This is a genomic window from Mycobacterium sp. NTMscope_Eco_3, assembly GCF_976985685.1.
Genome location: NZ_CDRJYZ010000001.1, coordinates 3,532,751 through 3,545,479, shown reverse-complemented (window position 1 = coordinate 3,545,479; position 12,729 = coordinate 3,532,751). Strand labels below are relative to the sequence as shown.

General features: G+C 68.7%; 15 protein-coding genes and 1 pseudogene. 6 read left to right on the top strand and 10 right to left on the bottom strand.

Annotated features, from left to right (window positions below):
* The first annotated feature begins 1 nt into the window (after position 1).
* Both hemQ and AC0KTM_RS16115 read left to right on the top strand, forming a co-directional pair.
* Positions 2–697 carry a hydrogen peroxide-dependent heme synthase gene (gene hemQ / locus AC0KTM_RS16120; protein ID WP_225329863.1) on the top strand — a complete coding sequence of 232 codons (696 nt, stop codon included), beginning with the start codon at positions 2–4 and terminating at the stop codon, positions 695–697.
* Positions 694–1,446, top strand: coding sequence for a class I SAM-dependent methyltransferase (locus tag AC0KTM_RS16115; protein ID WP_225329862.1), 753 nt, complete (start codon positions 694–696; stop codon positions 1,444–1,446). Before hemQ ends, AC0KTM_RS16115 begins: the two co-directional genes overlap by 4 nt.
* Before the next feature lie 117 nt (positions 1,447–1,563).
* On the opposite strand, the pseudogene AC0KTM_RS16110 reads toward AC0KTM_RS16115, so the two are convergent.
* From AC0KTM_RS16110 to AC0KTM_RS16090, 5 genes and pseudogenes are all read right to left on the bottom strand, one after another.
* Positions 1,564–2,411: pseudogene (locus tag AC0KTM_RS16110) on the bottom strand (endonuclease domain-containing protein).
* A gap of 125 nt (positions 2,412–2,536) precedes the next feature.
* On the bottom strand, positions 2,537–2,959 hold the full coding sequence (gene msrB / locus AC0KTM_RS16105) for a peptide-methionine (R)-S-oxide reductase MsrB (protein WP_225329860.1): 423 nt from the start codon (positions 2,957–2,959) through the stop codon (positions 2,537–2,539).
* Positions 2,956–4,266 (bottom strand): arabinofuranan 3-O-arabinosyltransferase, encoded by a 1,311-nt coding sequence (gene aftC, locus AC0KTM_RS16100; RefSeq protein WP_472416119.1) that lies wholly within the window; start codon positions 4,264–4,266, stop codon positions 2,956–2,958. Before aftC ends, msrB begins: the two co-directional genes overlap by 4 nt.
* Before the next feature lie 28 nt (positions 4,267–4,294).
* Positions 4,295–5,854: an alpha/beta hydrolase gene (locus AC0KTM_RS16095; protein WP_472416117.1), complete on the bottom strand. Its 1,560-nt coding sequence runs from the start codon at positions 5,852–5,854 to the stop codon at positions 4,295–4,297.
* A gap of 14 nt (positions 5,855–5,868) precedes the next feature.
* Positions 5,869–6,624 (bottom strand): pyrimidine reductase family protein, encoded by a 756-nt coding sequence (locus tag AC0KTM_RS16090; RefSeq protein WP_472416115.1) that lies wholly within the window; start codon positions 6,622–6,624, stop codon positions 5,869–5,871.
* Here AC0KTM_RS16090 and zapE point away from each other — a divergent pair.
* Positions 6,623–7,756, top strand: coding sequence for an AFG1/ZapE family ATPase (gene zapE / locus AC0KTM_RS16085; protein ID WP_472416113.1), 1,134 nt, complete (start codon positions 6,623–6,625; stop codon positions 7,754–7,756). The two genes, AC0KTM_RS16090 and zapE, sit on opposite strands and share 2 nt — an antisense overlap.
* Here zapE and AC0KTM_RS16080 read toward each other — a convergent pair.
* The 3 genes from AC0KTM_RS16080 to AC0KTM_RS16070 all read right to left on the bottom strand — a co-directional run bounded on the left by AC0KTM_RS16080 (position 7,734) and on the right by AC0KTM_RS16070 (position 9,617).
* The gene (locus AC0KTM_RS16080) at positions 7,734–8,249 is read right to left on the bottom strand and encodes a GNAT family N-acetyltransferase (RefSeq protein ID WP_238956371.1); all 516 of its coding nucleotides are present in this window, start codon (positions 8,247–8,249) and stop codon (positions 7,734–7,736) included. The two genes, zapE and AC0KTM_RS16080, sit on opposite strands and share 23 nt — an antisense overlap.
* Entirely contained in the window at positions 8,237–8,755 is a 519-nt protein-coding gene (locus tag AC0KTM_RS16075; protein ID WP_225329868.1) for a hypothetical protein, read from the bottom strand. Before AC0KTM_RS16075 ends, AC0KTM_RS16080 begins: the two co-directional genes overlap by 13 nt.
* A 91-nt stretch (positions 8,756–8,846) precedes the next feature.
* Positions 8,847–9,617, bottom strand: coding sequence for a Clp protease N-terminal domain-containing protein (locus tag AC0KTM_RS16070; RefSeq protein WP_472416111.1), 771 nt, complete (start codon positions 9,615–9,617; stop codon positions 8,847–8,849).
* Between the two features lie 99 nt (positions 9,618–9,716).
* Between AC0KTM_RS16070 and AC0KTM_RS16065 the strand changes: the two genes are divergently transcribed.
* The 3 genes from AC0KTM_RS16065 to AC0KTM_RS16055 are packed head-to-tail and all read left to right on the top strand — an operon-like array spanning position 9,717 to position 11,408.
* Positions 9,717–10,034: a DUF732 domain-containing protein gene (locus tag AC0KTM_RS16065; RefSeq protein WP_225329853.1), complete on the top strand. Its 318-nt coding sequence runs from the start codon at positions 9,717–9,719 to the stop codon at positions 10,032–10,034.
* Positions 10,035–10,082: 48 nt separating this feature from the next.
* A complete protein-coding gene (locus AC0KTM_RS16060) occupies positions 10,083–10,439 on the top strand; it encodes a DUF732 domain-containing protein (protein ID WP_225329852.1) in 357 nt (118 codons plus the stop codon).
* Positions 10,440–10,469: 30 nt separating this feature from the next.
* Entirely contained in the window at positions 10,470–11,408 is a 939-nt protein-coding gene (locus AC0KTM_RS16055) for a cytochrome c oxidase assembly protein (protein WP_225329851.1), read from the top strand.
* A 12-nt stretch (positions 11,409–11,420) separates the two neighbouring features.
* On the opposite strand, the gene AC0KTM_RS16050 is transcribed toward AC0KTM_RS16055, so the two are convergent.
* Positions 11,421–12,341 (bottom strand): cation diffusion facilitator family transporter, encoded by a 921-nt coding sequence (locus AC0KTM_RS16050; protein ID WP_225329850.1) that lies wholly within the window; start codon positions 12,339–12,341, stop codon positions 11,421–11,423.
* 124 nt (positions 12,342–12,465) lie between these two features.
* Complete coding sequence (locus AC0KTM_RS16045; protein WP_225329849.1) at positions 12,466–12,678, bottom strand: hypothetical protein; 213 nt, start codon at positions 12,676–12,678, stop codon at positions 12,466–12,468.
* Positions 12,679–12,729: the final 51 nt, after the last annotated feature.

The following is a 12,729-nucleotide window of genomic DNA, read 5'->3' as shown; positions in this document are numbered from 1 at the left end:
CATGGCCAAGCTCGACTACGACTCCCTCAACTCCCAAATTCGCTACCTGATGTTCTCGGTCTTCTCCGTCGAGCCGGGTGAACTGGGTGAGCAGCGCGACGACGTGATTGACGAGGCGTCGACGTTCCTCAAGCAACAGGAGGAGCGCGGGGTCGTGGTGCGCGGCCTCTACGACGTGGCGGGCATGCGGGCCGACGCGGACTTCATGATCTGGACGCACGCCGAACGCGTCGAGGCGCTGCAGGCCACGTACGCCGATTTCCGCCGCACCACCGCGCTGGGACGGGCCAGCTCGCCCGTGTGGAGCAGCGTCGCCCTGCACCGGCCGGCCGAGTTCAACAAGAGCCACATCCCGGCGTTCCTGGCCGGCGAGGAGCCCGGCAACTACATCTGCGTGTATCCCTTTGTGCGGTCCTATGAGTGGTATCTGCTGCCCGACGAGGAACGCCGCCGCATGCTCGCCGAGCACGGCATGGCCGCCCGCGAATACAAGGACGTCCGCGCCAACACGGTCCCGGCGTTCGCGCTCGGCGACTACGAGTGGATCCTGGCCTTCGAGGCTCCCGAACTGCACCGCATCGTCGACTTGATGCGTGAGCTGCGCGCCACCGACGCCCGCCGGCACACCCGCGAGGAGACGCCGTTTTTCACCGGCCCTCGGGTGCCCGTCGAGCAGTTGGTGAAAGCCCTGCCATGACAGCGCCGTTCGATCCGACCGACCCCGCCCGTTTCGAGCAGATGTACCGCGACGACCGGACGTCGCACGGCCTGCCCACCGCCACTCCGTGGGACATCGGCGGCCCCCAACCGGTGGTCCAGCAGCTCGTGGCGGTGGGCGCGATCAAGGGTGAGGTGCTCGACCCGGGCACCGGTCCCGGCCACCACGCCATCTACTACGCCTCGAAGGGCTATTCGGCGACCGGCATCGACGGCTCGGCCGGCGCCATCGAGCGCGCCCGGGAGAACGCCGAAAAGGCCGGCGTATCAGTGAATTTCGAGTTGGCCGACGCCACCAAGCTGGACGGGTTCGATGGCCACTTCGACACGGTGGTCGACTGCGCGTTCTACCACACCTTCAGCACCGAGCCCGAGCTGCGACGGTCCTACGTGGAGGCACTGCGGCGCGCGACCAGGCCGGGCGCACGGCTGTACATGTTCGAGTTCGGCGAACACAACGTCAACGGCTTCAAGATGCTGCGGTCTTTGTCGGAGAACGACTTTCGCGATGTGCTGCCGGACGCCGGCTGGGAGATCACCTACCTTGGCCCGACCACCTACCAGGTCAACATCAGCGTCGAGTCCATCGAACTGATGGCCGCGCGCAATCCCGACATGGCGCAGGAGGCGGAGAAGCTCCTGGAACGATTCCGCGCCATGGAGCCCTGGCTCGACGGCAGCCGGGTGTACGCGCCGTTCTGGGAAGTGCACGCCACGCGGGTCGATTGAGTGCCTCGGGCGCCACGCCCCCGCCCGTACCGCGAAGCCCCCGCCCCGCGCCACGCCCCCGTCCATACCGCGAAACTTGTACCGCTGCGATATTTTTCGGCGTGTCGGCGCAACTGGTTAAGTGTCGCGGTATCCGCGGCGGATGAGTGCACGGCGCACGCGGCCCACAACGTCGCCCGGCTTGTCGTCGGCGATCACCCGGATGACAATCCACCCCAATTCTTCTAGCTTTCGTAGCCGACTCTGATCACGTGCGTACTGCTTGCGGTTCGTGCGATGGTGTCGCCGTCGTACTCGGCGGCCACCTTGTACTCCTCCCAGCCCATGTCGAGCAACGCGATCAGTCGCCAGTTGTCCTGCACCGGTATCTGCGTGGTCGGGACGGGCAGGCCGGCGTCGATCAGAAGTAGGCGCAACCACGTCTCCTTGGGCGACGCCGCGCCCGGGTCGACCAGCGGCAAGGCTAACCTCAGCCGACGCAAGCCGCGCGCACCGCGGTATCGCTTGGCCAGCAGCAGCACCTCCTCGAGCGAGAACGGCGTGGCACGCATCAACGCGTCGATCCGCGCCAGCGCCTCGCCGATGGGACGCAGCCGGGCAAGGTCGAACGCGGTCCTGGCAAGAGTGGTCACCGGCAAACCGCTGACCCGGGTGACTTCGTCGGGCTGGATGCGCTGATTTCGGGTGATCACACCGCACGGCGGATGCGGGTTGCGCCAGATCAACTCGATGGGCTCATCGTCGTCGATCCACCGCGACCCGTGCAGCGCTGCCGCGGCGAGTCCGGCCAGCACGCCGCGCCGCCGCGACCATAGAAACGTCCCAGTCGAACGCGTCCTCAGCGACGGTGTCACCGCGTTCGACAGATAGATGTCCGGATAGATCGCGCGGAAGTCCGTTCGCAGCTGGTAGGCGCTCACGAGGCCGAGTCGCACTGCCTCGCTGCCCACGAATACGTCGTCCACAACCTCAAAGACGTAACGACGCGTCGGTGGGATCCGACGAAACTTAAAGGGCTGCGAGGCTGTGCGGCGCGTCTTCGCAACCGTTTAAGTGTCGCGGCACCTGGCGAGGAGGGAACCGCGACGAGCTACTCGGCCGGCACCAGCCGCAGGCAGACCGAGTTGATGCAGTACCGCTGATCCGTCGGCGTCGGGTAGCCCTCACCGGCGAACACGTGGCCCAGGTGGCTGTGGCAGTTCGCGCACAGCACCTCGGTGCGCGTCGTCCCCAGGGAATGGTCGGGCCGCAGGATCACCGCATCGGATTTCGCCGGGTCGAAGAACGACGGCCAGCCGCAATGCGACTCGAATTTCTCTGTGCTGCGGAACAATTCGGCCCCGCAGGCGCGGCACTGGTACACGCCCTCGGTCTTGGTGTCGGTGTATTCACCGGTGAAGGGACGCTCCGTGCCGGCTTGACGCAGCACGTGGAACTCTTCCGGGGTGAGCTTCTGGCGCCACTCGTCGTCGGTCAGCTGCAGCTTCGGACGCGATACGTCGGGGGAGGTCATGCATCCACGGTAGCGCGCTGCCGCTCGGTCATCAGCCACGCCGGATCGATCCCGTCGTCGAGCCGGTTCTCCGCCTTGGCGTCCAGATACCGGAAGTACAGCACGGTGAACGTGACGATCAACAGCAGCGACCAGCCGTAGGTGATCTTGAGGTACTCCAGCGCCCGGCCCCACCGCATCCAGTTGAACAGCAGCCAGCGGTCAAGGGTCATGAAGCCGTAGATCCCCAGCCACGCAGGCCAGTTGCGGATCAGCGAGTTGGGCAGCACGACCGTCATCAGGAACGGGAACAGCATCATCGAGTAGTAGCCCTGGGCCAGCGACGACACCAGGAACGACCACAGCAGCAGCACACCCGCCGAGTTGGTCAACCAGAACCGCGGGTCCCGGGTGCGGTAGTGGCGATACAGCAGCCACAGGGCCCCAATCGCGAGCAGCGTGAACAGGATTCGCAGGAACACGATCAGCCAGGTGGGCAGGCCGAAGTACACGCCGTTGCCCTCGATCGAGCTGTTGAAATAGTCGCGGGTGCCCAGGAAGTAGGGCACCGTGCGGGTGACGAAGTCCATCGGATCACTGACCAACGGCCACGCGGCCGCGTTGACGACGACGGGAATCACCAAGGCGGGCACCAGCGTCCGCCACTGGCGGTTCAGCACGGGCAGCAACAGCAACGGCAAGAGCACCGGTTTGAGCGTCAGCGTCAGGCCGATCGCCACGCCGGCCCACCACTGCCGGCTGACCCGCCCGTCGAGCAGCCAGCGCAAAAACAGCATCTCGGCGAGCAGGACGCAGCCGTTGATGTTGGTGAACACCAGCGTGTTGGTCACCGTCTCGGTGCAGAACATGGCCAGCAGCAACGCGGGCGCGGCGACCGAGGACAGCGTGTAGTTGAACATCCGCAGCAGCAGGTACCAGGCGGCCAGGATCGCCAGGGTGTTGATCAGGATGAACAGGTAGCGCGACGGATACTCGGGCAGGTATCCGAACGGTGCCATCAACAGCGTGCCGCCGGGCGGGTACAGGTAGTGCGGATCGACGTAGTCGAAGTGCTCGTTGTAGATGTCCCAGCCGCGCCGGAAGTTCAGCACCGCCCGGTAGACGGGTTTGAAGTCGTCGGTGATGTTGCCGTTGGTGGTGATGACGATGCTGCGGTGCAGCACCGAGAAGATCGCGATCGGCCACAGCGCGGACCGCAATATGTTCGCCACGCTCGGCGCGCCGGTGCGGGGACGAAAGGCGGCCAGGAGCCGCTCACGCGAGCCGGTTCGGGTCGATTCAGCTGCCGTCACCAGCGCACCGTACACCGGCGCGCCGGCGCCGCTGAAGGCAGCATCAGGCCGGGCAGTAGGTGTCGGTGTTGGGCAATTTGCCGCTGCTGAGGTAGCCCATCAGCGGGGGAACCGCGCAGCCGGAATAGATGCTGGCGCCGTGCCCGATGCCCTGCCACATCACCCGCTTGCTGGCCGAGTTGGCGTTGATGATGCTGGCCGCGGTCGCCGCGACCCCGTCGGTTCCCACGATCGGGTCGTTCTGCACGCCGAGCAGCAGCACGTCGACCTTCAGGCTCTTCGGTGAGGGCGGCGGGGAACCGGTGGGCCAATGCACGCACTTGACCATGTTGAGCGCGGCGACGGTGCCGAATTGGGGATAGAGCTTGCCCCAGGCGACGAACAGTTCGCGCACCCGGTCCGGGGTCGGGCGGTTGACGGCGTCACTGCAGACGTTGACGAACTGACCGTCGGAGTCCTGCACGGTGTTGGCGTGGTTGATCAGGTTGTTCAGCCCGTTGGTGTCGCCGGAGCGCGCGGCCGCCAGCGCGTTGGCCAGGTTGGTGGTGGCGTTGACGCGCCCGCCGGAGGGAAAGCCCAGCGCGACGGTGATGGCGTTGGCGACCTGCGCCACCGACGCACCGCCGGGGCCCTTGCCGGCGCGGGCGTCGGCCAGCAGAGCGCTGACCGCGCCCTTGGGGTCCGGACCCAGCGCGCAGTTCACGGCGATGCACTGGGCGGCGAAGGCGTCGAGCGCGGCCTGCCGCCCCTTGACCTGTTGCTCGGCGGCGGCTTCGGCGTTGGTGCCCAACGCAACCGGCGAGTCGAGGATCAGGCGGGCGACCTTGTCCGGCCGCGATCCGGCGTAGGCCAGCGCCACCTGTGCGCCGTTGCCGACGCCGATCAGCGCCAGGGCAGGCACGTCCCACGTGCTGCGCAACCGCTCGATGTCGGAGGCTGCGTGCGCGTCGTCGTACGCGGAGGCGCCCGGCGCGATCGCGTCGGTGCAGTTGGTGGTCGCGGTGTTGGCGACCTCGGACAGGTTGGCCACCGGGTCGTCGCCGGTCTGGAACTGCGACTGGTCCCGCATCTCCTGGCGGTCGAACTTGTCCCGGCAGTCGATGGGGCTCGACATGCCGATGCCGCGACGGTCGACGGCGACGATCGGGTGGGCGGCCAGCACGTCGGCGCCGGCCCGGGACAGCCAGATCGGCAATTGCGCCGACGACGGCAGATCCGAGCCGGTGGTCAGAACCAGCGGCCCGGCATCGTGGGGCGTCTTGTCGGAGCGGGCGCGCACCACGCCGATGCTCAGGCTGCCGCCCCCGCCGTTGACCGGGTCCAGGTCGGAGTCGTAGTTCGCGCAGTCCAGCTGCACACCCGCCGCGGGCGGAACGGCCGCGTCGGCGAACACCCGCGAGGTGCAGTCGTGCCACGCCAGGTCGTTTTTGGGTGCGGCGATCGGGGGCGGGCCGGTGGGCGCCGGCTTCGACGTGGCCGCTCCCTGCGGCCGCGCACCGGAATTGGTGGCGAAGCGCGGGTTGGCGGCCAGGCCCGGGACGCAGCCGGCCAGCAGCGCGGTCACCGCAACCAGGATCGTGGCGCACGTGTACGGCCGACTCATGCCGACCACAGTAGCTAGGCCTTGACGTAGCGGGTGTAAAGGTAGCCGGCGTCGTCGGTCAGGACGTGGGCACAACGCATCCCGGTGAGCAGCTGGCCCGGGCCGGCCGCGATGCGTCGCGCCTGACCTCCGACGAGGTAGGGCGCGATCGTCAAGCACAGCTCGTCGAGCATGTCGCGCTCGATCAGCGTGCCCAGCAGCATCGGCCCGCCCTCGGTGAGAATGCGGCGCAGCCCGCGCGCGCCGAGGGTCGCCAGCAGGGTGGCCTCGTCGACCTTCTCGGGGTCGCCGCCGGAGCAGTCGAGGACCTCGCACAGGCCGCTGAGCAGCCGCCGCGTCTGGGCGGCCGCCGCGGTGCAGGTGAGCACCAGGGGCGGCACCTCGGTACGGGTGAACACGGCCATGTCCCGGTTGAGGTGGCCGGATTTGGTCACGATCGCCAGCGGCGGGACTTCGCTTTGCCCACGGCCCTGCCGGCGCTGACGCTGGGCGGCGCTCAGCTGCGCCCCGGAATAACCCTCGATCCGCACGGTGCCCGCGCCCACCACGATGACGTCGGCGAGCTCACGCAGCAGGTTGAAGACGAACCGGTCGCCCGGCCCGCCCATGGCCCCGCTGCTGCCGCCGGATGTGGCTCCGCCGTCGACGCTGGTGATGAAGTTCGCCCGCACCCAGGTCGCGTTGCGCTCGGGATAGCCGTAAAGCCGGGGGAGTTCGCCGTCGTCGAGTTCGCGCATCGAGCCCAGCAGCGACAGCGGCGTCTCGGGCATGTGTCTGATTGCAGCACGCCGCTACAGTTCCTGCATGCACGGGTCCACCTCCGCGGGCGCTTCGTCCGGCGTCGCGCGCCTGGTGGACCGGCATCCGACCGTGTCGCCGGAGCGGCTGATCGCCCAATTGAGGCCGCCCCCGACGTTCGCCGACGTGAGCTTTGCGACGTACCAGCCCGATCCGGCCGAGCCGACGCAGGCCGCCGCGGTCCTGGCGTGTCAGGACTTCTGCCGGCAGGCCACGCAGCGCCGCGCGGGCCGGCGAAAACTGTTGGGACGACGGGAGGTTCTGCCCGGCGTCGGGCTGTACCTGGACGGCGGGTTCGGGGTGGGCAAGACGCACCTGTTGGCGTCGGCCTACTACGCGCTGCCCGGGCAGGGACCGGGTGGGGCGCCCGGTGGCGCGCCGGATGGCCCGCCCCCCAAGGCGTTCGCGACCTTCGGCGAGCTCACCCAGCTCGCCGGGGTGTTCGGCTTCGTCGAATGCGTCGACCTGCTGGCCACCTACACGGCGGTGTGCATCGACGAGTTCGAGCTCGACGACCCGGGCAACACCACGCTGATCGCGCGCCTGCTCTCGTCGCTGGTCGAGCGCGGGGTGTCGGTGGCCGCCACCTCAAACACCTTGCCCGAGCAGCTGGGCGAGGGCCGTTTCGCGGCGCAGGATTTCCTGCGCGAGATCAACACGCTGGCAAGCATTTTTACCACCGTGCGGATCGAGGGGCCCGACTACCGGCACCGCGGCCTGCCGCCGGCCCCACAGCCGCTGTCCGACGAACAGGTGGCGGCGCGCGCGGTGCAGGTCGACGGGGCGACGCTCGACGACTTCGACGCGCTGTGCGCTCACCTGGCCACCATGCACCCGTCGCGGTACCTGACGTTGATCGAGGGCGTGCGCGCGGTGTTTCTGACCGGCGTGCACGGGATCGACGACCAGAACGTCGCGCTGCGGCTGGTGTCGCTGACCGACCGGCTCTATGACGCCGGCATTCCCGTGGTGGCTTCGGGCACCAAGCTGGACACCATCTTCAGCGAGGAGATGCTGGCCGGTGGATACCGAAAGAAGTACCTACGGGCCACTTCCCGGCTTTTGGCGTTGACTGCGGCGGCTAACCCAGCTCGCGAACCATGACATAGTCGTGCTCGAGGTCGGCGCCGAGTTGAAAGGTCCTGGTGCCGCTGATCCGGAAGCCGCTCTTGGCGTAAAAGCGTTGCGCGCGTTGGTTTGCCCGATTGACCCCCAGCCACACGCGGCGCGCGCCCCACTCGCCGGCGGTGGCCAGCGCGCGCTCCATCAGCGCCGTCGACACCCCGCCGCCGTGATATTCGGGCAGCACGTAGATCTTGGACAACTCGGCGGCGTCGGCGCCGGAGTCGCGAATCAGCATGGCGTAGCCGATGATTCGGCCGTCGCGCGCCGCGGCGAGGACCGCGCGGTGCGGATCGGCGAGGTAGTCCGCGAAGCGCTCGGCCGACAGGTTCGCGTCCACGAACGCCGCGATATTCTCCTGGGCCGCCCCGGGCGGGCATGCCAGCGGAAAGGTTTGTGCCGCAACGCTCGCCAGCTCTACGGCGTCGGCAGAGCCTGCCGCGGAGACCTGGACGGTTCGGATCAAAGATTCCACTGGGCGAGGTGATAGCCCGTCTTCTTGTCCAGCAGGACGACGGTGGAGACGGGGTCGCGGTAGGCGTCCCAATACACGCCGCCGCGCACGATCGCTCCGTTCGGCGCGTTGACGATTACGTTGTCCAGCGCGTCGGGCGCATCCGAGGCGCGCGGCTTGTAGGCGTCGGCGTTGGGGGTCACCCCGTTGAAACTGAAGATGGTCGCCATGACGTACGGATTGGGCACTCGGATCGCGCGAATGGTCACGTCGGCGCGCTCGGCGGTGCTGCCGGGGAAGCCCTTGTAGGTGCCTTCGCGCGTGTAGCCGAATCCGGGCGGTGGGTCGCAGGGCGCGACGCCGCTCACCGTCACGTCCGCGACGAACGTGCCGGTGTCCACGCGCAGCGTGTCCCCGATGTGGCCGATCGGCGCGTCACCGGCCCACGCGCGGGGGACCGACACGACGGCGGTGACGCTCGCCGCGGCAACCAACAAGGCGGACACCGATACCAGCCAGCGGCGCATCTTCGCCATGTCTTGCCTCCTTGGCACCGTTGGGGACCCTCGCATGATCGCACACGCGGCAGCGCCGAAGGGAGGGGTCGGCCCCCGCCCGTCAGCCGTCGCCGTCGGCGTCCGGGGCAACGGTTTTCCCGCCGGCGAGCGATTCCAGCGCCGCGATCAGATCCGCCTCGACCCGGTCCTTGTCGACGCCGCATCGGTGCAGCGGTCCCTGCGAGGAAGAGCCGGCCTCCAGCTCGAGCAGCGCCAGCAGCTGGTGCTCGGTGCCGACGTAGTTGTGGCCGAGCCGAAGCGCCTCGCGCACGGTCAATTCGAGCGCCTTGCGCGCCGGCCCGCTGAACGGGATGAGTTCGGGCGGTTGGTCTTCCACGCGCAGCGCGGCGATCGACGCGGCCGCGGCGTCGCGTAGCGCCTCGGTGTCGACGTCCTGCAGGCGCAGCAGCACCGTTGCCAGGGCGGCCGCGTCGGCGAGCACCCCGATCAGCAGATGGTCGGGGGTGATCTCGCCGTGGCCCGCTTCGTGCGCGGCGTTCTGGGCCGCCACGACCGCGCTGCGCGCCCGCGGGGTGAAACGCGAGAAGCCCTGCTCGGGAACCAGGGTGGCGGGCTCGGCCCGCGGCACGAATCGCTTCTGGGCGGCCTGTTTGGTGACGCCCATGCTCTTGCCGATGTCGGTCCAGGACGCTCCCGAGCGGCGAGCCTGGTCCACGAAGTGGCCGATCAGGTGGTCGGCGACCTCGCCCAGGTGTTCGGCGGCCAGCACGGCGTCGGCCAGTTGATCCAGCACGTCGGGGTGTGTGGTCTTGATCGCGGTGATCAGCTCGTCGAGGCGGATCGGATAGGCGATGCGGATCGGTTCGGACATATCGTCAACGGTAGGTTGACGCGCCTACGGCTGTCAACCAAGGGTTGACGCCAGAAAGTTGATGCGCGACGGCGACGCCTCTGGGAGAATTCGTGAGCCATGAAGCTCCTGCTCGCCCTGTCCGGCCTCGCCGTCACGATCGGTCTGGCCGCAGCGGCGCACGCCGATGGCACCGACGACGCGTTCATCGCATCGCTGCACGCGGCCGGCATCACCTTCTCCGACCCGGACAAGGCCGTCGGGGCGGGCAAATGGGTGTGCGACACGGTCGGCCAGGGCACGCAGATGCCCGACGTGGTCAAGACGTTGCTGTCCAAGAACTCCGCGCTGAACGAGGACAAGGCCAACCAGTTCGCGGCCATCGCGGCCCACTCGTACTGCCCCAACACGATCACCTCAACCACGAACACCCCGTAGCGGCGCCGAGATGCCAATTGCCGCCGGGTTTGAAAGAATCTAGGCGTTATGCGATTTCTCCTCGGGCTTTTTCTTGGGCTTTGCAGTGCCGCCGCCGTGATCGGCCTGGCCGCCCCGGCCCGCGCGGACGTCGACAACGATCAGGATTTCCTCAAGGACCTGCGCGACGCCGGCATCACCTACCAGGACGCCGGCAATGCGATCACCATCGGCAAGTCGGTGTGTGAGCTGCTCGACGACGGGCAGTCGGACGCGAAGATCGTGACGGACCTGCGCAACCAGAACCCGGCCTTCCAGGGCGCCAGCGCGGCCAAGTTCACCTTCCTCTCGGCCGCCCACTACTGCCCGAAGTACATCACCGGCGAGGACCGCGGCCCGAAGCCCGAAGGCGCAAGCGGCAACTGAGCCGGGCGGGGCCGCCCTAGGCTGGTGCCCGTGCGCGTCGATCCTGGACCGCTGACATGGGACGCGGCGGTTCAGACCTGGCATCTCGACCTCGTCTCCGCGGCCGTCATCGCGGCGCTCGGGGCCGGATACGCCTGGTGCTACCGGCGCACGCGCAACGCCGAACACCCCCTCGGTGCCGCGCACGCCGCGTGCTTCGCCGTGGGCGCGCTGGTGTGGCTGCTGGCCGCGATCAGCGCGATCGGCGCCTACGCCTACATCCTGTTCTGGGTGCGCGCGCTGCAGGTCCTGCTGCTGCTCTACGTCGTGCCCTTCTTCTTCGCCCAGGCCAAGCCGGTCACCGTCCTGCGCGACGCCGTCGGGCCGGCCGGGCGTGATCGCATCGACCGGCTGCTGGCGTCCCGGTTGGCCCGCTGGGTGGCGCATCCGGCGACCACATCGGTGGCGATGCTCGCCGCGCCCTGGCTGCTGTATCTGACGCCCTGGTATACCGCGGCGCTGCGGACCGAATGGATCGGCGCGCCAACGCGAATCCTGTTGATAGTGTTCGGCTTTGGCTACTTCTATGCCCGGCTGCAGGAAGATCCCGTACCCCGCAGGTACCCGCAGTCGATCTCGTTGCTGATCACCGTCGCCGAGGCGCTCGGTGACGGCGTCCTGGGATTGGTCATCTGGCAGGGGCCGCTGATCGGCGCGGCGTATTACGCGGGGCTGCAACGTTCCTGGGGGCCGGATCCGCGCCTGGACCAGACGATCGGCGCCGGCGTGCTGTGGATCGTCGGGGATCTGGTCGGCTGGCCGTTCGTGCTGCTGCTGATGCGTGCGCTGTCCCGCGACGAGACGGCGCACGCGGTGGCGGTCGATGCCGAGTTGGACGAGGCCGACGGCGCCGTGAGCGACGGCGCCGCACCGTCGGGGCTGTGGTGGGAGAACGACCCACAGCTGCGGGAGCGGTTCCGCCGCCGGTGACTTCAGGCCGGATCAGGCCGCGCGCGCCGTCCAGGTGAAGCTCTGCATCTCCGGGATCCGTGGCGCCAGGGCGGCGGCGACGCTGCGACCGATCTGATCGGATGCGGCCAGCGACGTGTCGGCGTTCAGGAACCCTTCCACCTCCACGCGCAGGGTCCGCCCGGTCCACCGGGCGCGGGCGTGCGCGTGCGTCACGCCGGGTACCGAGGCGGCGAGGGCCTCGGCGGTGGTGATGATGTCGGGGTCGACGCCGTCGAGCAGGCGATGCGCGATGTCGGCGGTGACCTCCCAGCCGACGTGGCAGATGAATCCGGTGACGACGATTCCGGCGACCGCGTCGGCCCAGCCCCAGCCGAGTGCCACCCCGATCAGCCCCAGCACCGCCCCGGCCGACGACAACGCGTCCAGCCAGGAATGCTTGGCGTCGGCGACCATGGTCGCCGACCGAATTCGCTTGCCCACCACCAGTTTGTAGCGGGCCACCAGCTGATTGCCGACGACGCCGACGGCGGCCGCGGCGATGCCCCAGCCCACGTAACCGGTGCCGCCGTGGCGCAGCAACTTGGTGATGCTCTCGAAACCGGCGACCACGGCGCTGCCCCAGATCACCAGGGCCACCCCGATGCCGGCGAGGTCTTCGGCGCGTTCGTAGCCATAGGAGTACCGCTCGGTGGGCACCTTGCGCGAGGCGCGGAAGCCCACGAACACCAGGGCGCTGGTGGACACGTCGGACAGGTTGTGCAGCGCGTCGCCGAGCAGTGCCACCGAACCGGACAGCAGCGCGATGACCAATTCCACCAGCCCGGTCAGCGCCAGCCCGATGGCGCTGACGGCAACCGCACGGTTGGCCTGCCGGCGCTCGCCGGCGTCGTCCGCCACGGTGTCGAGGGGAAAGCCTGCCGCCGGGTCACGGACCCCGTTGATCACATGCATACCGTCAGCATGCCCGATGCGGCGGCAACTCCCAAGCCATTATCGGCGCAGGAAGGGCGGGGGCTCCGGTCGGCGCCCGTGGCCATCAGGCCGGGCCCCACGTAATCGCGTGGGCGCCAACGCCCTAGTTGTCCTGCTCCGGGTTGGCCGGGCGATCGCGCCACGGGCGGACGGTCTTCGGCAGGAGCATGAACGCCACGGGCAGGCGCACCAGCGCGTCGCGGGCGGAGACCTCGAGGAACACGATCTCCATCTCGAGGCTGTTCAGGGGCCGCGTTTCCATCATGAAGCGTGTCCGCAAGTAGCGGGGGGTCCGCAGCCACTCGACCAAATTCATGAACGCGACTGTACGCCTCTAGCGGAAATACCTGATGTACACGGTCTTTCG